This is a genomic window from Rhodococcus sp. AG1013 (genome assembly GCF_003350365.1).
Taxonomy (GTDB): domain Bacteria; phylum Actinomycetota; class Actinomycetes; order Mycobacteriales; family Mycobacteriaceae; genus Prescottella.
In genome coordinates, this window is record NZ_QQAT01000037.1 from 1 (window position 1) to 17,883 (window position 17,883).

13 protein-coding genes are annotated in these 17,883 nt (G+C 69.5%); 5 read left to right on the forward strand and 8 right to left on the reverse strand.

The window, feature by feature from the left end:
- Positions 1-176: 176 nt before the first annotated feature.
- Genes DEU38_RS27495 through map form a run of 4 tightly spaced genes read right to left on the reverse strand, consistent with a single transcriptional unit; the run spans position 177 to position 4,452 of the window.
- Positions 177-671: a hypothetical protein gene (locus DEU38_RS27495; RefSeq protein ID WP_114724554.1), complete on the reverse strand. Its 495-nt coding sequence runs from the start codon at positions 669-671 to the stop codon at positions 177-179.
- Between the two features lie 5 nt (positions 672-676).
- Positions 677-859, reverse strand: coding sequence for a hypothetical protein (locus DEU38_RS27500; protein ID WP_114724545.1), 183 nt, complete (start codon positions 857-859; stop codon positions 677-679).
- A gap of 14 nt (positions 860-873) precedes the next feature.
- On the reverse strand, positions 874-3,672 hold the full coding sequence (locus tag DEU38_RS27505; RefSeq protein ID WP_114724546.1) for an FAD-binding and (Fe-S)-binding domain-containing protein: 2,799 nt from the start codon (positions 3,670-3,672) through the stop codon (positions 874-876).
- Positions 3,673-3,681: 9 nt separating this feature from the next.
- Positions 3,682-4,452: a type I methionyl aminopeptidase gene (gene map / locus DEU38_RS27510; RefSeq protein WP_114724547.1), complete on the reverse strand. Its 771-nt coding sequence runs from the start codon at positions 4,450-4,452 to the stop codon at positions 3,682-3,684.
- 56 nt (positions 4,453-4,508) lie between these two features.
- Between map and DEU38_RS27515 the strand changes: the two genes are divergently transcribed.
- Entirely contained in the window at positions 4,509-4,790 is a 282-nt protein-coding gene (locus tag DEU38_RS27515; protein ID WP_114724548.1) for a helix-turn-helix domain-containing protein, read from the forward strand.
- Here the strand turns inward: DEU38_RS27515 and DEU38_RS27520 are convergent.
- Positions 4,756-5,091, reverse strand: coding sequence for a helix-turn-helix transcriptional regulator (locus DEU38_RS27520; RefSeq protein ID WP_114724549.1), 336 nt, complete (start codon positions 5,089-5,091; stop codon positions 4,756-4,758). The two genes, DEU38_RS27515 and DEU38_RS27520, sit on opposite strands and share 35 nt — an antisense overlap.
- Positions 5,078-5,530 (reverse strand): ATPase, encoded by a 453-nt coding sequence (locus DEU38_RS27525; RefSeq protein ID WP_254622729.1) that lies wholly within the window; start codon positions 5,528-5,530, stop codon positions 5,078-5,080. Before DEU38_RS27525 ends, DEU38_RS27520 begins: the two co-directional genes overlap by 14 nt.
- 280 nt (positions 5,531-5,810) lie before the next feature.
- Here DEU38_RS27525 and DEU38_RS27530 point away from each other — a divergent pair, with 280 nt between their 5' ends.
- From DEU38_RS27530 to DEU38_RS27545, 4 genes are all read left to right on the forward strand, one after another.
- A complete protein-coding gene (locus tag DEU38_RS27530) occupies positions 5,811-7,613 on the forward strand; it encodes a glycosyl transferase (RefSeq protein ID WP_181818976.1) in 1,803 nt (600 codons plus the stop codon).
- 28 nt (positions 7,614-7,641) lie between these two features.
- Positions 7,642-10,950 (forward strand): arabinosyltransferase domain-containing protein, encoded by a 3,309-nt coding sequence (locus DEU38_RS27535; protein WP_258558190.1) that lies wholly within the window; start codon positions 7,642-7,644, stop codon positions 10,948-10,950.
- A gap of 73 nt (positions 10,951-11,023) precedes the next feature.
- The gene (locus DEU38_RS27540; protein WP_114724552.1) at positions 11,024-14,344 is read left to right on the forward strand and encodes an arabinosyltransferase domain-containing protein; all 3,321 of its coding nucleotides are present in this window, start codon (positions 11,024-11,026) and stop codon (positions 14,342-14,344) included.
- A gap of 188 nt (positions 14,345-14,532) precedes the next feature.
- A complete protein-coding gene (locus DEU38_RS27545; RefSeq protein ID WP_114724556.1) occupies positions 14,533-15,495 on the forward strand; it encodes a hypothetical protein in 963 nt (320 codons plus the stop codon).
- A 36-nt stretch (positions 15,496-15,531) separates the two neighbouring features.
- Here the strand turns inward: DEU38_RS27545 and DEU38_RS27550 are convergent, their stop codons facing one another.
- Positions 15,532-17,076, reverse strand: coding sequence for an acyl-CoA carboxylase subunit beta (locus DEU38_RS27550; protein WP_114724553.1), 1,545 nt, complete (start codon positions 17,074-17,076; stop codon positions 15,532-15,534).
- The coding region (locus tag DEU38_RS27555) for a thioesterase domain-containing protein (RefSeq protein ID WP_258558194.1) at positions 17,077-17,883 on the reverse strand (807 nt) is incomplete at its 5' end. It abuts the gene before it with no gap.

A 17,883-nucleotide genomic window follows, 5' to 3' on the forward strand; every position in this document is an offset into this window, starting at 1 on the left:
GATTCGCCAGGCGCTCTCCGTACAACCTCGTTTTCCCAGTCCCTCAGGTCCGGGTCGGTGTCCGTGTCGCTCTGACCTGGAATAAGTTACGCGAACCTGTCACCGAATGCCAAATCGCCTGGTCAGAGCGCATGAACGGCGTACTTTGCGTGAACATCCGGTGCCGGGGGACCCCGTCAGGGCATCTCCACCGTCTCCGCTCGTGCGATCTCCCCGATCGCGGCCCGGATGTACCCGATGGACGGCACGTCGGCGGTTGCCAGGAGATCGGCGATCACCAGGATCGCGCTGCGCAGGTAGTCGGCCTGACCGATCCGTTGCGCGTCGTCGCTCATCTCCGTGAGTCCGAGCGAACCGGTGAGAACAGCAGCCAACGCCGTGACGTCGAGCCCGGGCAGCCAGGCGAGTGCCGCGCCGGCGACCCGCGTCAGCGCGTCCTGGATGTCGTCCCCCGAGAAACCGTCGGGATGCAGATCCTCGAGCAGCGCACGCACGACACCGGCGTGCACGAGGGTCACCTGCTCGAACGGCAGGGCGATCAGTTCTTCCACGGCCTCACCGAGCTGGTCGGCGGAGGCGGCGCGGGCGGCGGTCAGGGCGATGTCGGTGGCGACCGCGATCTGCCGCGCGGTCGTCGGCCATTCGCTGGGCCAGCCGTCGGGTCGCGACATCGTCGTCACACCGCCGCGCTCAGTGCGACGGAGAGCGGCACCGCCGTCAGGCAGAGGACGGCCGTGACGAGCAGACCGATCACGAGCCGCTTGTCCCACTTTCCCCGCGCGCCGCTCGCCGCGAGGACGAACAGGACGAAGCCGATACAGACGGAGACGATGGTGACGATGACAGGCGTGGAGACCATGACTGGATTGTGCCTCAGTCGCCGGTGAGCAGGACTTCCGCCAGGTGCATCCCGCGTCGGTCGGTCAGATCACCGATCTGGGTCCGGCACGAATACCCGTCCGCGAGGATCACCGCGTCCCGTCCGGCGCTCGCGACCGCCGGCAACAACTGATGCTCGGCGACCGCGACGGAGACGTCGTGGTGGCCCCGCTCCACCCCGAAGTTCCCCGCGAGTCCGCAGCACCCGCCGAGCCGCTCCACCCGCGCACCGGCCCGGCGCAGCAGGGCCGCGTCGGTGCCCCACCCCATCACCGCGTGGTGGTGGCAGTGCGGTTGCGCGACGACCGCGGTACCGGACAGGTCCGGCGGCGCCCAGCCGTCCCGGTCGGTGAGCAGTTCGGCGAGGGTGGCGGTGGAGTCGGCGACGCGGCGCGCCTCGTCGGTGCCGAGCAGGTCCACGCCGTCGGACCGCAGGACCGCCGTGCACGACGGTTCCATCCCCACGATCGGTACCCCTTCCCCCGCCAACGCGGTGACGGTGCGGCCGAGGATCCGTCTGGCGGCGTCGAGCTGACCGGTCGTGATCCAGGTCAGTCCGCAGCACTGTCTCTTCGCAGTCAGTCGGGGCCGGAAGCCGGCGTCCTCCAGGACGCGGACGGTCGCGATCCCGACCTCGGGCGTGAAACGGTCGGTGAAGGTATCGACGAACAGGACCACCGGGTCACCGGTGGTACGGCGATCGGCGGCGGTGTCGGCGAACCAGCGTCGGAACGAGACGGGCGCGAACTGCGGGATGTTCCGCCGGCGGTCCGCGCCCCCGAGCGTCAACGCGGCCGACGCGACACCCGGCAACCGGGTCATCGCGTTCACGAGACGAGGTGCCCGGCCGGCGAGCGCGGCCCACCGCGGCAGCCACCCCAACGAATAGTGCGAGACCGGACGCAGGCGCCCCTGGTAACTCTGGTGCAGGACCTCCGACTTGTAGGAGGCCATGTCGACGCCCGTCGGGCAGTCGGACGCGCAACCCTTGCACGACAGACACAGGTCGAGGGCGTCGTGCACCTCCGGCGATCGCCACCCCTTACTGACAAGGCTGCCGTTCACCATCTCTTGAAGGACGCGGGCGCGTCCACGCGTCGAGTCCTTCTCCTCCCGCGTCGCCACATAGGAGGGACACATCACGCCCCCGGTGCCGGTGGTGTCGGCGCGACACTTCCCGACGCCGGTGCAGCGGTGCACGGCCTGGGAGAAGTCGCCGTCGTCGTTGCGGTAGGCCAGGGCGAGGTTCGTGCGCAGCGGGGACGTCTGCGGGACGCGCAGGTCGGCGTCGACCGGACTCGGATCCACCAGGACACCCGGGTTGAGGAGGTTGTCGGGGTCGAAGACGTGTTTGACGGCGCCGAACAGACGCAGCGCGTCGGGCGAGTACATGAGCGGCAGCAACTCGCTGCGCGCGCGGCCGTCGCCGTGCTCCCCCGACAGCGACCCGCCGTACCTTGCCACCAGTTCGGCGGCGGCGACCAGGAAGCGTCGGAAGACGTCGGTGCCGGACGGCCGATCCAGCGGCAGGTCCAGGCGGATGTGCAGGCAGCCGTCGGCGAAGTGCCCGTACGGCAGTCCGGTGAGGCCGAACTCGGTGAGCAGGGCCTCGAAGTCGCGCAGGTAGGGGCCCATCCGGTCGGGCGGGACGGCGGCGTCCTCCCACCCGGCGTACGCGGGCTTGCCGGCGGGACTGCGTCCGGCCAGACCCGCGCCGTCCTCCCGGATCCGCCACAGCGCCGCGGCCCGCGCCGGGTCGTCGACGACGAGGGCGTCGATCGCGCGGCAGCCGTCGGCCAACGCCCGCGCCCGATCGAGCACGTCGTCGCGGGTGTCCCCCGCGATCTCCACGAACAACCAGGCCGCCCCGCGCGGCAACGGCGGCACGGCCTGCGGTCCGCGTCGTTCGCGCACGACGTCGACCAGGCGCGAGTCGATGCCCTCGCATGCCGTCGGCCGGAAACCGAGGACGGCCTTGGCGTCGTCGCCGGCGGAGGCGATGTCGTCGTAGCCGAGCGCGACCAGCACCCGGTGCGCCGGATCCTGCACCAGACGCACGGTGGCCTGCGTGACGATCCCGAGCGTGCCCTCGCTGCCGACGAGGAACCTCACGACGTCGAAGCCGTTCTCCGGCAGCAGGTGCTCCAGGCCGTACCCCGACGCCTGGCGTCCGAAGCGGCCGAATTCGGTTCGGATGGTTGCCAATCCGGTGCGCGTGACGTCACGCAGGCGATCGAGCAGCGGGGTGTCGGTCGCCGCCGGGAGCGACAACGCCTCCCCCGCGCCGGTGAGGAGCTCGAGCCCCACGACATTGTCGGAGGTGCGGCCGTACCCGAGAGTCCTTGCACCGCAGGCATTGTTGCCGATCATCCCGCCGATGGTGCAGCGGTTGTGGGTGGACGGATCGGGCCCGAACCGTAGGCCGTGCGGAGCCGCGGACCGCTGCAGGACGGCCTGCACGACACCGGGTTCGACGACGGCGGTGCAACGGTCGGGATCGACGCCGAGGACCCGGCCCAGGTGGCGACTGAAGTCGAGGACCACGCCCGGACCGACCGCGTTGCCCGCGACCGACGTCCCGGCACCGCGCGCCGTGATCGGAACACCCTCGGCACGGCACACGTCGAGCACCGTCGCGACCTCGTCGATCGCACGCGGAAACACCACGGTGGTGGGCGGTACCCGGTACAGCGAGGCGTCCGACGAATACATCGCGCGGGTGGTGCCGTCGTCGCGGACGTCCCACACCCCAGCGCGGCGCAGCGCGTCGGAGATCGGCGTCCAGTCCGGCATAGGTGCAGCCTAGTGCTGCGCCGTGAGCACCACCGGGCCGTCGTCGGTGATCGCGACGCTGTGCTCGCTGTGCGCGGCGCGGGCGCCGGTGATCGTTTGCAGGGTCCAGCCGTCGGCGCCGTGCCGATAGTCGTCGGAGCCGTCGGCGATGAGCATCGGTTCGATCGCGAGGACCAGGCCGGGGCGCAAGCGCATGCCTCGGCCTGCGCGGGCCTCGTTGGGCACGTCCGGAGACTCGTGCATGACCCGGCCGATGCCGTGACCACCGTGGTCGGCGAGCAGGCCGTAACCCTGGTCTCGGGCGTAGTCACCGATCGCGGCGCCGATGTCGCCGAGACGGTTTCCGGGCTGCGCGGCGGCGATACCGCGCCGCAGCGCCTCGTCGGTGGCAGCGACGAGCGCCTCGTCCGCGGATGCCGCGGTGCCGACGACGAAACTGATCGCCGCGTCACCGCACCAGCCGTCGAGTTTCGCGCCGCAGTCGATGCTCACCAGGTCGCCGTCACGCAGCCGGTAGTCCGACGGGATACCGTGCACGACAGCATCATTGATGCTCGCGCAGATCACGCCCGGAAACGGGAACGGCGCCCAGTTCGGGTGGTAGTCCAGGAACACCGGCGCGGCGCCCGCATCGGCGATGACCTTCGCGGCTACCGCATCGAGATCGAGCAGACTCACCCCGATCCCCGCGTGCGCCCGCGCCGCCGCGAGAGCGTCGGCGACGACACGTCCCACCCGCTTCATCGCGTCGATCTCGGTTGCAGTCTTCAGTTCGACCATGATTCGCCCTCTTGTTCGGTGTTGCGAATAACTATACCGGTATTACTATAGGCATCATGGTGCGCGTGCCGCTGACGGCGGAAGAACTGGAACGGGGACGGCGACTCGGCGAGCTGCTGCGATCGGCGCGCGGCGACGCGAGCATGGTGCAGGTCGCGCTGGATGCGGACATCTCGGTGGAGACGCTGCGCAAGATCGAGACCGGACGCATCGCGACGCCGGCGTTCTTCACGATCGCCGCCGTCGCACGCGTCCTCGACATCTCCCTCGACCGCATCGCCGCAGCCCTCGGGGACGAGTCCGTCAATCCGGATCGGGCGCCTCGGCGCGCATCTTGATGCGTTCGAGTCGGCGATCCCAGCCGGTCGCGATCCGCTCGAGCTGAAGAGCCGCCTCGCTCAACCGTGCGCCGACGGCGACGAATCGCACCTCCCGGCCGTCACGTTCGGCCTCCACCAGTCCCACCTCCTGCAGCACCGCGAGATGTTTCGCGATCGCCTGCCGCGACACCGGGAGCTCGCGCGCGAGCGCCGACGCCGACGCCGACGACCGCCCGAGCCGGAGCAGGATGCTCCAGCGGGTGTCGTCGGCGAGGGCCGCGAACACGACGGGCGGATCGAGGGCTTCACCCGACCGCATCGACCGCCTCCTCCGTATGACGCTTCGCGAGGGCCATCTCGGCGCGCCAGCCTTCGACGTGGCTGTCGTACCGGCTGCGCCGCTCCTCCGCACTCTCCGGCAACGACGCGAACCCGCTCTCTGCGACCCGCAACACGACGCTCGTCGGTGAGGTCTCCTCGATCCGGAACTCCACCAACGTCGACGGCCCGTCCGGCGCGTCGACGTCGGTGAGCCAACGGAACGCCGCGTAGCGGGGCTCGTCCAGTTCCATCGTCGCGAACGCGAACGCGCCGTGATCGGGATCGTGGACGACGTCCAGGTCGCCGCGACGCTCGACGCGATGCGGCACGATCTGCTCGTCGTTGATGTACCAGCCCGGTTCACTCACGAGCTTCCACACTCGCGCAGCCGGGGCGTCGATCGCGATCTCGCGCTCGATTCGATCCAACTCGTCCATCGGTTCCATCCCTCCGGTCGTTCAGATTTATTTGCAACTCCAGGGTTGCAGATCGCGCGGGCCGATGCAACCCCCAAGTTGCACATCAACCGGGAGGGATCGGGATGGTCCGCCGGCCCAGGTCCCGCTGTCCGCTATGCCCGCTACGTGTTCCAGGACGGTTTCTTCTCACAGGTGGCACCCAGCTAGCTGCGGTAATGTCGCGTCCGGCCAACTGACGGCTGCGCGGCGCCCCGCCCCTTCCGTCCAGCGACGCGAAAGGGGCGATGTGAGCGAGACCCTGCAACTGTCAGACGGGAACATCTCGTCCGCACCGACTCCCCCGGCGCAGACAACCGTCGCTCCCACCCGCTCCCAGCGGATCCGGATCGCGCCCGCCGACTTCGTCGCCACCGTCTCGTTCCTCGCGCTCGCGGTGTTCGTCCTCGGACGCCAGTGGAAGCACCTCGGCGACGGATACCTGGTCCGCAGCGGCCAGGACCAGACCATGTGGGAGTGGTTCTTCGCGGTCACTGCGCACTCGCTCGCCAACCTCGAGAGTCCCGGGAAGATACTGTCGAGCACGCTGCAGAACTATCCGCTCGGCGTGAACCTGATGGCCAACACCGCGATGTTCGGCGTCAGCATCCCGCTCGCCCCCGTCACGCTGCTGTTCGGGCCCACCGTCACCTTCACGCTCGCACTCACGCTGGGCCTGGCCGGCACCGCCACCGCCTGGTACTGGGTGCTGTCGCGGTACGTGGTGCAGTCCCGGTTCGCGGCCGCGGTGGGCGGCGTCGTGTGCGGCTTCGCGCCGGCGATGATCTCACACACCAACGGTCACCCCAATTTCGTCGCGCTGTTCCTGCTGCCGTTCATCGCGCTGCTGGTCATCCGCCTCGGCAGCGGCGAGCGCCTGATCCGCAACGGCGTCATGCTCGGCCTGGCCGTCGCCTACCAGATCTTCCTGGGCGAGGAACCTCTGCTGATCTACGCGATCGCCTTCACGATCTTCGGAATCGCTTACGGTGCATCCCATCCCGGCAAGGCGGTCGCCGCCGTCCGGCGCGGTTTCAAGGGGCTGTGCGTCGCCGGCGCCGTCACACTCGCGATCGTCGCGATCCCGCTGTGGTGGCAGTTCCTCGGACCACAGAGCTACCACTCGATCGAACACGGGCCGGTCGGCAACGACGTCAACGCGTTCACCCGCTTCCCCACCCAGTCGCTCGCCGGCGGTCCGGGATCGGCTGCGGGCCTGTCGATGAACGCCACCGAGGAGAACGCCTTCTTCGGCTGGCCGCTGCTCCTGCTCGCCGCGATGACCGCAGTGTGGCTGTGGCGCCTGCCGATGGCCCGCGCCGCCGCCGCGACATTTGTCGCGCTCGCTGTGCTTTCTATGGGCGTCGAACTGACCATCGCGCACAACGACACCGGCATCACGCTTCCGTGGTCGTGGTTCGCGAAACTGCCACTGCTCGAATCGGTCCTGGAATCCCGCTTCGCGATGGGCTGCATTCCGGCCATCGCGATCCTCCTGGCACTGGGCACCGACCGCGCGATCACCGCCGGACGCGCCGGACAGCGATCGACGACGCTGCTGTGGTTGGGCTGGCTGACCGTTGCACTGCTCCCCCTCGCCCCCGCGCCGCTCGACATCGCCCACCGAACCCCCGCGCCCGCATTCTTCGCGGACGGGACGTGGCGCTCGTACGTGTCCGACGGGTCGGTCGTCACCGTCCCGTTGCCGCGCCCCGAGGACGCCCGGGCCCTGCAATGGCAGGTGGGGCAACGCTTCGGATACCCGGTCGCCGGAGGCTATTTCGTCGGACCGGCCGGACCGGAGGACAAGGGCAAGTACGGGCCCGACGACCGCCCGACCGCGATGCTCCTCGGCAAGACCCAGAGCACCGGCCAGGTGCCCGCCATCGACGACAGCACCCGAGCGACCGCGCTCGCGGACCTCGAGTTCTGGAACGCCGACGTCGTGGTGCTGCCGCCCGGCAAGAATCAGCAGGCCCTGCTCACCACCGTCAACCGACTGCTCGGCGTCGACGGACGATGGGTGGACGGCGTCTGGGTCTGGGACGTGCGGAATCTGACCTGACCGGGCGGCTCACCTAGAGTCGAATACCGTGCCCGACGACCCGACCGCCCCGCCCTCGCCCGACGACCGCTCCACCGCGAAGGACGTGCGCACCGCCCGCCTCGTCGCGATCGTCACCGGCCTGCTGGGCGCGATCCTCGCGATCGCGACGCCCTTCCTGCCGGTGACGCAGGACGCGGCATCGGTGAGCTGGCCACAGAACGGCAGCCTCACGAGCGTCGAGGCGCCGCTCGTCTCGTACACCCCGCAGCAGTTGCACGTGAGCATCCCGTGCAGCGCCGTCGGGCAGCTGACCGAGAGCGGCGGGGCGCTCGTCGCCACCGCGCCGCCCCAGGCGGGCCGCGCCGAAGCCGACGGCCTCGTCATCAAGGTGGATGCGGCGTCGAGCACCGAACCCGCACGCCTGCGGGCGATCCTGCGTGACACCGCACTGCTGTCGGTGCCGGTCGACGACCTGCAGGGCTGCACCGAGATCGTCGTGACATCCGACCCGCAGGGCACCACCGCCGCCGTCGCCGGCCTGCCCGACGAACAGGCGACCACCATCGACGGCGACGTCCGGCCACAGATGGTCGGCATCTTCTCCGACCTGCAGGGCACCCCGCCGGCCGGCCTGGACGTCCGCGCCGACATCGACTCCCGGTTCTCGTCGAGCCCCACCCTGATCAAGCTGGTCGCGATGATCGGCGCCGTGCTCGCGACACTGGCCTCGCTCGTGGCGCTGCACCGCCTCGACGGCGTCGACGGCCGCCGCGCCCGCCGCTTCCTGCCGGCACGCTGGTGGAAGTTCACCGGCATCGACGGGGTCGTCATCGGCGGGCTGCTGCTGTGGCACGTCGTGGGCGCCAACACGTCCGACGACGGCTACCTGCTCAACATGGCCCGTGTCTCCGAGAACGCCGGCTACATGGCCAACTACTTCCGCTGGTTCGGCGTCCCCGAAGCGCCGTTCGGCTGGTACTACGACGTGCTGGTGCTGTTCACGAAGGTGAGCACCGCGAGCATGTGGATGCGACTGCCCGCACTGATCGCCGGGATCCTCTGCTGGCTGATCATCAGCCGCGAGGTGATCCCGCGACTGGGTCGCGCGGTGCGCACCAACTCGACCGCCATCTGGACCGCCGGCCTGGTCTTCCTGGCGTTCTGGCTGCCGTTCAACAACGGCCTGCGCCCCGAACCGATCATCGCGCTCGGCGCACTGCTCACGTGGTGCTCGATCGAACGCGCCATCGCCACCGGACGCCTGCTGCCCGCCGCCGTCGCGGTGCTGATCGCGGCGTTCTCGCTCGCCGCCGGCCCGTCCGGACTGATCGCGCTCGCCGCCCTCATCGCCGGATCCCGGCCGATCGTGCAGACGCTCCTCGAGCGCGGCCGGAAGGTCGGCATCGCCGGGCAGGTCGCGCCGATCCTGGCGTCCGGCACCGTCGTGCTCGTCGCGGTGTTCGCCGACCAGACCCTCGCGTCGGTCCTCGAGGCCACCCGTGTCCGCACCGCCGTCGGGCCCAACGTGCCATGGTTCGACGAGCGCCTGCGCTGGGACGCGCTGCTCAACGTCTCCCCCGACGGCTCGCTGGCCCGCCGCTTCGGCGTCTTCGTCATGCTGCTGTGCCTGGTGGTGTGCGTGATGATGGTGCTGCGCCGCGGGGGCCGCATCCCCGGCACCGCCGTCGGGCCGTCCCGCCGCATCCTCGGCATCATCTTCGCGTCGCTGCTGCTGATGAGCTTCACGCCCACCAAGTGGACGCACCACTTCGGCGTGTACGCGGGTCTCGCCGGCTCCGTCGCCGCGCTCGCCGCCGTCGCGGTCGCCGGCGCGAGCCTGCGCTCCAAACGCAACCGGACCCTGTTCGCCGCGGCCGTGCTGTTCATCCTGGCGCTGTCGTTCACCGGCTCCAACGGCTGGTGGTACGTCTCGAGCTACGGCGTGCCGTGGTGGGACAAGCCGCCGTCCATCGGCGGGAAGGGCTTCTCCACCGCGCTGCTGGGCCTGACGGTCCTCGCGCTGCTGCTGGCCGCCTGGTACCACATCCGCGGGGCGTCCGGGAAGGACGAGGCGAACGGCAACGGCAACGGCGGCCGACTCGCCCGGGTCCGGCGCTGGTCGCCCGCACCGCTGACCCTGGCCGCCGCCGCGGTGGTGCTCTTCGAGATGCTCTCGCTCCTCAAGGGCGCCGTCGCCCAGTACCCGTCGTACTCGATCGCCCACTCCAACCTGAAGTCCGTGACCGGCGACTCGTGCGCGCTCGCCGACTACGTCCTCGTCGAGGACGACACGAACGCATCGCTGCTGAAGCTCCTGTCCCCGACCACCGATCCCGCCGGTGCGGGCGCGTTCGGCGCCACCGAATCGACCGGTTTCACGGCGAACGGTGTGGCCCGCGACCTCACCGCCGATAAGGAAAACGTCGCGGCCGGCGGCGCGAACAGCGTCGACAGCGGCACCGACTCCGACACCCAGACCACCACCGGCACCGGCGCCGGCACGGGCGGCGGCACCGAGACCACCGCGGGTATCAACGGCAGCAGCGTGTCCCTGCCCTTCGGCCTCGACCCGGCGACCACACCGGTGCTCGGCAGCTACCAGTCCGGGGTCCAGCAGAAGTCCGACCTCGTCACCGGCTGGTACGGGCTGCCCGAGCGCAGCGACGACGCCCCGATCCTCACGATCGCGGCCGCCGGACGCATCCACTCCGTCGACCCCGACGGCGTCGTCACCGACGGCCAGCTGCTCGACGTCGAATACGGCACCCGCACCGCCGACGGCGGCATCGACGTCCTCGGACGCGTCGCCCCGATCGACATCGGTCCGGCGCCGTCGTGGCGGAACCTGCGGGTGCCGCTCGACCAGCTGCCCGCCGAGGCGAACGCCGTCCGGCTCGTCGCCTCCGACACCGGGCTCGCACCCGACCAGTGGCTCGCCGTCACCCCGCCGCGGGTGCCGCACATGCAGACACTGCAGACCGTCGTCGGAAGCACCGCCCCGGTGCTGCTCGACTGGTCGGTGGGCCTGGCGTTCCCCTGCCAACGACCGTTCGCCCACCACGACGGCGTCGCCGAGGTGCCCGAGTACCGGATCCTGCCGGACCGCGTCGGCGCCCAGGCGACCAACGCGTGGCAGGACGCGATCGGTGGCGGCCCGCTCGGCTGGACGCATCTGTTGGTGAACGCGCAGACCATCCCGACGTATCTCGACCAGGACTGGCGGCGCGACTGGGGTTCCCTGGAACGGTTCACCCCGATCGTCCCGTCGGTGCAGGCCGCCGACATCGATGTGGAGCAAACGACCCGCTCAGGCCTGTGGTCGCCCGGTCCGATCCGCAACACGCCACCCGCGTGACCTGCCTGTGAAGTACCTGAGAGGGATCGGGCTCATTTAGGTAACGGAAACATCTCGCCTACCATCGACAAACGTGCCAGACGTTGTGACAGCCCCCGCGCCCGGTCCCGAAGCCAGCGCTCCGCCCCCGGCTTCCCGTGCCCGAAACGCGGATGTCCGCAACGCTCGGCTGATCGCCGTCGTGACCGGCCTCCTCGGTGTCCTGCTCGCGCTGGCGACACCGTTCCTGCCGGTCACCCAGACCGCCGCGACGGTGTCGTGGCCCGACGGGCCGGTCGCGTCGAACATCGAAGCGCCGCTGATGTCGCAGGTGCCGGTGTCGCTGTCGGCGACGATCCCGTGCCGCGCCGTCGCCGAGCTGCCCGACGCGGGCGGCATCCTGCTGGCCACCGCGCCCCCGCAGGGTGAGAAGGCCGCGGTCAACGCGATGTTCGTGCGCGTCTCCTCCGAGACCGTCGACATCCTCGACCGCAACGTCATCGTCGCGACCGCGCCGCGCTCCGACGTCGAATCCGGGTGCACCGAGATCCGCATCGCCTCCGACGTCACCGGGACCACCGCCGAGTTCGTGGGCCTCACCGACGACGACGGCAAGCCGGTCACCGGCGAGCTGCTCCACGACTACCGCCCGCAGGTCGTCGGCATCTTCACCGACCTCGACGGCCAGTCGGTCCCCGGCCTGAGCTTCACGATGGACGTCGACTCGCGGTTCTCGTCGAGCCCGACGCTGATCAAGCTCGTCGCGATGCTCGGCGCCGTCCTCGCGACCGCCGTCTCGCTGGTCGCACTGCACCGCCTCGACAGCGTCGACGGCCGCCACTCCCGCCGCTTCCTGCCCGCCCGGTGGTGGAAGCTGACCGGCGTCGACGGCGTCGTCGTCGGCACCCTCGTCGGCTGGCACTTCTTCGGCGCCAACACCGCCGACGACGGCTACCTGCTCACCATGGCCCGCGCATCCGAGCACTCGGGCTACATGGCCAACTACTTCCGCTGGTTCGGTGTCCCCGAGGCGCCGTTCGGCTGGTACTACGACGTCCTCGCCGCGATGGCTAAGATCTCCACCGCGAGCCCGTGGATGCGTCTGCCCGCGCTGCTCGCCGCCGTCCTGTGCTGGATGGTCATCAGCCGCGAAGTGGTCCCGCGCCTCGGTCGCGCGGTGCGCACCAACTCCGTCGCCCTGTGGACGGGCGGCCTCGTGTTCCTCGCGTTCTGGCTGCCCTACAACAACGGCCTGCGCCCCGAACCGATCGTCGCCGTCGGCGCACTGCTCACGTGGTGCTCGATCGAACGCGCCATCGCCACCGCCCGCCTCCTGCCCGCCGCGATCGCCGCGCTGATCGGCGCGTTCACTCTCGCCGCCGCCCCGACCGGCCTGATGTGTATCGCCGCGCTGCTCGCCGGCATCCGCCCCATCACCCGAATCATCGTCCGACGCCGCCACCGGATCGGCACACTGTCGCAGCTGCTGCCCCTGGCGGCAGCCGGCATGCTGGTGCTGGTCGTGGTGTTCGCCGACCAGACCTGGGCGGCCGTGATGGAGGCCACGCGCGTCCGCACGATCATCGGACCGAACCTCGAATGGTTCCAGGACTACCAGCGCTACTACTTCCTGTTCGTGCAGACCACTGACGGCTCGCTGGCCCGCCGCTTCGCGTTCCTGACGATGCTGCTGTGCCTGTTCACGGTGCTGTTCGTGTTCCTGCGCCGCAAGCGGATCCCCGGCGTCGCCGCCGGACCGTCGTGGCGCCTGATGGGCATCGTGTTCGGAACGATCTTCTTCATGATGTTCAACCCCACGAAGTGGACCCACCACTTCGGGGCGTACGCGGGCATCGCCGGATCCCTCGCCGCGCTGACCGCCGTCGTCGTGTCGGCGAGTGCGCTGCGATCGCGGCGCAACCGCACCATGTTCCTCGCCGGCCTGCTGTTCGTGCTCGCGCTGTCGTTCTCCGGCATCAACGGGTACTGGTACGTCTCGAGCTACGGCGTGCCGTGGTTCGACAAGACGGTGCAGTTCAACGGACGCGAATCCTCCACCCTGTTCCTGGTGCTGTTCGGCCTCGCCGTGGCACTGATCGCGTGGCAGTACCTGCGTGAGGGCTACGCTCCCCCGCCCGAGAAACCCACCAGCCCCAAGGGCCGGCGGATCCGCAAGTTCGCGGCCGCCCCGCTGACCGTCATCGCCGGACTCATGGTGCTGTTCGAGGTGCTCTCGCTGCTCAAGGGTGCGGTGTCGCAGTACCCGGCCTACTCGCTGGGCCGCTCCAACATCGAGGCGCTCGCCGGCAAGACGTGCGGCCTCGCCGACGACGTGCTCGTGGAACAGGACCCCAACGCGGGCGCCCTGCGCCCGATCGTCGACCGGGCCAACCCGCTGGCCGACCCCAACGATCCGCTCGCCGGCAGCAAGCCCGTCGGCTTCACCCCCAACGGTGTGCCGGACGACCTCACCGCCGACTACGTCGAAGTCAAGGCCGGCATGGGCAACACCGACAGCCAGAGCATCGGGCCCACCTTCGAGACCGGAGGCGGATCCGGCACCACCGGCGGCGTCGGCGCCCTCGGCGTCAACGGCAGCACCGTCAAACTGCCGTTCGGGCTCGACCCCGCCCGCACCCCGATCCTCGGCAGCTACCAGGACGGCGTCCAGCAGCAGGCATCCGTCGTCTCCAGCTGGTACCAGCTGCCCGAACGCAGCGACGACTCCCCGCTCGTGGTGATCTCCGCCGCCGGCCGCATCTGGTCCGTCGACCAGATCACCGGACAGACCAACTACGGACAGCCGCTCAACCTCGAGTACGGCAAGCGTCAGCCCGACGGCACCGTCGACATCCAGGGCACCTACGTCCCCCGCGACATCGGCCCCGCGCCGTCGTGGCGGAACCTGCGGATCCCGCTCGACGAACTGCCCGCCGACACCGACGTCGTCCGGATCAACGCGTCCGACCCCAACCTGACCGGCGACCAGTGGTTCGCGTTCACGCCGCCGCGCGTGCCCAAGCTCGAGTCGCTCAGCAGCGTCGTCGGCACCGAACAGCCCGTCCTGCTGGACTGGGCCGTCGGACTGCAGTTCCCGTGCCAGCGTCCGTTCGACCACCTCAACGGTGTCGCCGAGATGCCGAACTACCGGATCCTGCCCGACCGGCCCCTCGCCGTCAGCTCCACCGACACGTGGCAGTCCCTCGAGAACGGCGGACCCCTCGGCTGGACCGAGATGCTCGCCGGCGCCACCACCGTCCCGACGTACCTGAACAACGACTGGGGCCGCGACTGGGGCTCCATCGAGCGGTACGACCGGCACTACCCCAACGCCGCAACGGCAACCGTCGACACCGAGCAGATCAACCGCTCGGGCTTCTGGTCCCCGGGGACGCTGAGGGTGTACGAGCCGTAGGGCCTGTCGGCCTGTCGGCCTGTTGGCCTGTCGGCCTGTTGGCCTGTTGGCCGAATGTCACATGCGTTCAGTTCGATTGAACGTATGTGACATTCGGCCATTAAGAGGGTTGTGGATAACCACATTGCTTATCCACAGAGGCGCCAAGGAGCCGTGAACTCGCTCGACCAGCCGCAATCATGACCTCCATGAGACGAGGATCGTGGGGCGACGACGGCGCGGCAGGACTCCACCACCTGAGCGTCAACGGGATCGTCCGAACCGCAACACTCCTCGAGCAGGGCGTCACGCGCGGGGCCATCTCAGGGCGATGTCGCCGCGGAGGACCCTGGCAGCGCGTGCTGCCCGGTGTCGTAGCACTCCAGAGCGGTTCCCTGAGCACCCTCCAACGCAACACCGCAGCGCTGCTGTACGGCGGCGATGGCGCCGTGCTCTCCGGCCACGCGGCACTCGGGGCCCACGGATACGACCAGTCCGCGAGCAAAGGCGACGTCCTGCTGCTCATTCCGTCGACGAAGCACCGGCGCGACTTCTCGTTCGTCACGGTCGAACGGACGTGGCGAATGCCTGACCATCTCACTCGAGGCACCCTGCGCATCGCTCCGATCGCCCGCAGCCTGCTCGACGCGGCACGACGCACATCGCTGCCCGACGCCTGCCGGGCGCTGCTCACCGGCGCAGTACAGCGCGGGGACGTTGACGTCGACCAACTCGCCGAAGAACTCGACAATGGAAGCTGCCGTGGCAGCGCACTGCCCCGGCGAGTTGTCCGTGAACTGTCCGACGATGCTCATTCGGTCGCGGAGATCGCTGCGCAGCAGCTCTACGCGACGACCACGCTGCCACTGATGGTGCACAACAAGGACATCATCGGCGCCGACGGCACCTGGCTCGCACGCCCCGACGGGTGGATCGAGGACCTCGCCGTCGCTTGGGAAATCGACTCTCTCAAACACCATTTCAGCGCGCAGGCACACGAGGCGACGATGCTCCGGCGCGCCCGGATGCAGCGGCACGGGATCATCGTCGTGACGCACCTACCGAAGCAGGTCCAACGCGATCCGAGCACCGTCATCGCGGATCTCGTGATCGCGTGCGAGCAGGCGTCGGCCCGTGAACGGCCGAATGTCACATACGTTCAATCGAAGTGAACGTATGTGACATTCGGCCAACAGCAGTGAAAGCGATCAGAACGGGAGCAAGTGGTGCTTGCGCGGGTTCTTGAAGACCGTCTTGTCGCGGAGCAGGGTGAGTGCCTTGCGGATCTCGAGGCGGGTGGTCGACGGCTCGACGACAGCGTCGATGTAGCCGCGCTCGGCCGCGATGTACGGCGTCGCGACATGCTCGTTGTAGAAGTTGATGAGCTGCGCGCGGACGGCGGGGGCGTTGTCGCCGGCGGCCTCGATCTGCTTGCGGCCGATGAGGTTGACCGCGCCCTCGGCACCCATGACCGCGATGCGGGCGGTAGGCCAGGCCAGGTTGACGTCGGCGCCGAGCTGCTTGGAGCCCATCACCGCGTAAGCGCCGCCGTACGCCTTACGAACCACGACAGTGACCTTCGGGACGGTCGCCTCGACGTACGCGAACAGGAAGCGACCGCCACGCTTGATGACGCCGACCTTCTCCTGCTCCACACCGACCAGGAAGCCCGGAGTGTCGACGACGAACACCAGCGGAATGTCGTACGCGTTGCAGACCCGCACGAAGTGCGCGCCCTTGTCCGACGCCGCGGCGTCGAGCGCACCAGACAGCTGCATCGGCTGGTTCGCGACGACGCCGACCGGGCGGCCGTCGACTCGTGCGAAGCCGGTGATGAGGTTCTGCGCAGACTGGCTGCGGACCTCGAGGAACTCGCCGTCGTCGAAGATCTTGATGAGGATGTCGTGCATGTCGTAGCCGGCGTTGTCGGCGTCGGGCATGAACGCGTCGAGCGACAGATCGTCCTCGGTGATCTCCGGCTCGAGGCCCGGGTTGATGATCGGAGGCTTCTCGGTGCAGCTCGACGGCATGTAGCTCAGGTACTCGCGCGCGTACTCGAACGCGGCCTTCTCGTCGGCCGCGACGTGATGGATGTTGCCGTACTCGGCCTGGTGGCGGGCGCCACCCAGCTCGTCGAGGCTGACGTCCTCGCCGGTGACCGACTTGATGACGTCCGGACCGGTGACGAACATGTACGACTCTTCGGTCGCGATCACGATGTCGGTGTTGATCGGTGCGTACACCGCACCGCCGGCGCACTTGCCGAGGATGATCGAGATCTGCGGGCACATGCCCGACAGCGGCTCCTGGCGACGCCCCATCTCGGCATACCACGCGAGCGACGTCACCGCGTCCTGGATGCGCGCGCCCGCGGATTCGTTGATGCCGACGACGGGGCAGCCGATCTTGATGGCGAAGTCGTTGACGGCGGCGACCTTGCGGCCGAAGATCTCGCCTGCGGCACCGCCGAAGACGGTCTGGTCGTGCGCGAACACCGCGACCGGACGCCCGTCGACCAGGCCGTGGCCGGTGACGACACCGTCGCCGTACGGGTTGGACGCGTCACCGGGCTGGCGGGCCAGCTGGCCCATCTCGACGAACGTGCCCGGGTCGAGGAGCATGTCGATGCGCTCGCGCGGCGTCGGCAGGCCCTTGTCCTTGCGCTTCTGGATCGCTTTGGGGTTACCCGGGGCCTTCGACAGCTCGAGCTTTTCGTGCAGTTCCGCAAGTTTTTCTGCGGTGGTGGTGCTCACTCAGTTGCTCCGCTTCTCGATCTCGGCCAGCTTGTTCGACAGGTCCGCGCCGACCTTGGAGATGTAGGGCTCGTCGACGATCTGGATGTGGTCGCCACCGATGTAGACGACCTCCAGGTTCTCCGCCACCTCGCCCCAGCCGCCGTCGGGCTGACGCGTCCCGAACGACGGCTCGAGGTTGATCGCGTCGTCGTGGTACTTGTCCGCCATGTACAGCACGACGTCGCCGTCGTACTGCTGCGGGTCCGCCGTCTGGATGGCCCGGTTGTCGAGCCACGACGTGCGCTGGTGTTCGATGATGCCGCCGGGGATCTTGGCGCCGCTCAGCTTCAGCAGATCCATGAGGATCCCGATCTGCTCCTCGTCGCTGCCGGCCTCCGCGAGGCGATCGAACGGCAGCGGCGCGTCGACGCCGTACGTCTTCTTCGCGAACGCCGCGTAGCGCTGCCAGCGGGCCCGGATCTCGTCGGGGGTGTCCTCGACCTTCTCGCCGGCCATGACGGTGTCGATCAGTCCGACGATCCGGACGTCGGCACCCTGTTCGCGCAGCTGACGGGCGACCGCGTAGGCGAGCACGCCACCGAGCGACCAGCCGGCCAACACGTACGGGCCGTCACCCTGGATCTCGCGCAGCAGAGGCACGTAGGCCGCGGCGCGCTCGTCGATCGGGCCCTCGACCCGCTCCAGGCCGAACATCGGGGTGTCCGCGGGCAGACGCTTGAGCAGCGGCTCGTACGCCACCGTCGAACCACCCGCCGGATGGAACACGAACACCGGCACCGCATCCGAACCCTCGGCGCGAGGACG

Excerpts from the sequence above, each read along its gene's own strand:
- DEU38_RS27495 (WP_114724554.1), bottom strand. The coding sequence starts at position 671 with ATGTCGCGACCCGACGGCTGGCCCAGCGAATGGCCGACGACCGCGCGG.
- DEU38_RS27500 (WP_114724545.1), bottom strand. The coding sequence starts at position 859 with ATGGTCTCCACGCCTGTCATCGTCACCATCGTCTCCGTCTGTATCGGC.
- DEU38_RS27505 (WP_114724546.1), bottom strand. The coding sequence starts at position 3,672 with ATGCCGGACTGGACGCCGATCTCCGACGCGCTGCGCCGCGCTGGGGTG.
- map (WP_114724547.1), bottom strand. The coding sequence starts at position 4,452 with ATGGTCGAACTGAAGACTGCAACCGAGATCGACGCGATGAAGCGGGTG.
- DEU38_RS27515 (WP_114724548.1), top strand. The coding sequence starts at position 4,509 with ATGGTGCGCGTGCCGCTGACGGCGGAAGAACTGGAACGGGGACGGCGA.
- DEU38_RS27520 (WP_114724549.1), bottom strand. The coding sequence starts at position 5,091 with ATGCGGTCGGGTGAAGCCCTCGATCCGCCCGTCGTGTTCGCGGCCCTC.
- DEU38_RS27525 (WP_254622729.1), bottom strand. The coding sequence starts at position 5,530 with ATGGACGAGTTGGATCGAATCGAGCGCGAGATCGCGATCGACGCCCCG.
- DEU38_RS27545 (WP_114724556.1), top strand. The coding sequence starts at position 14,533 with ATGAGACGAGGATCGTGGGGCGACGACGGCGCGGCAGGACTCCACCAC.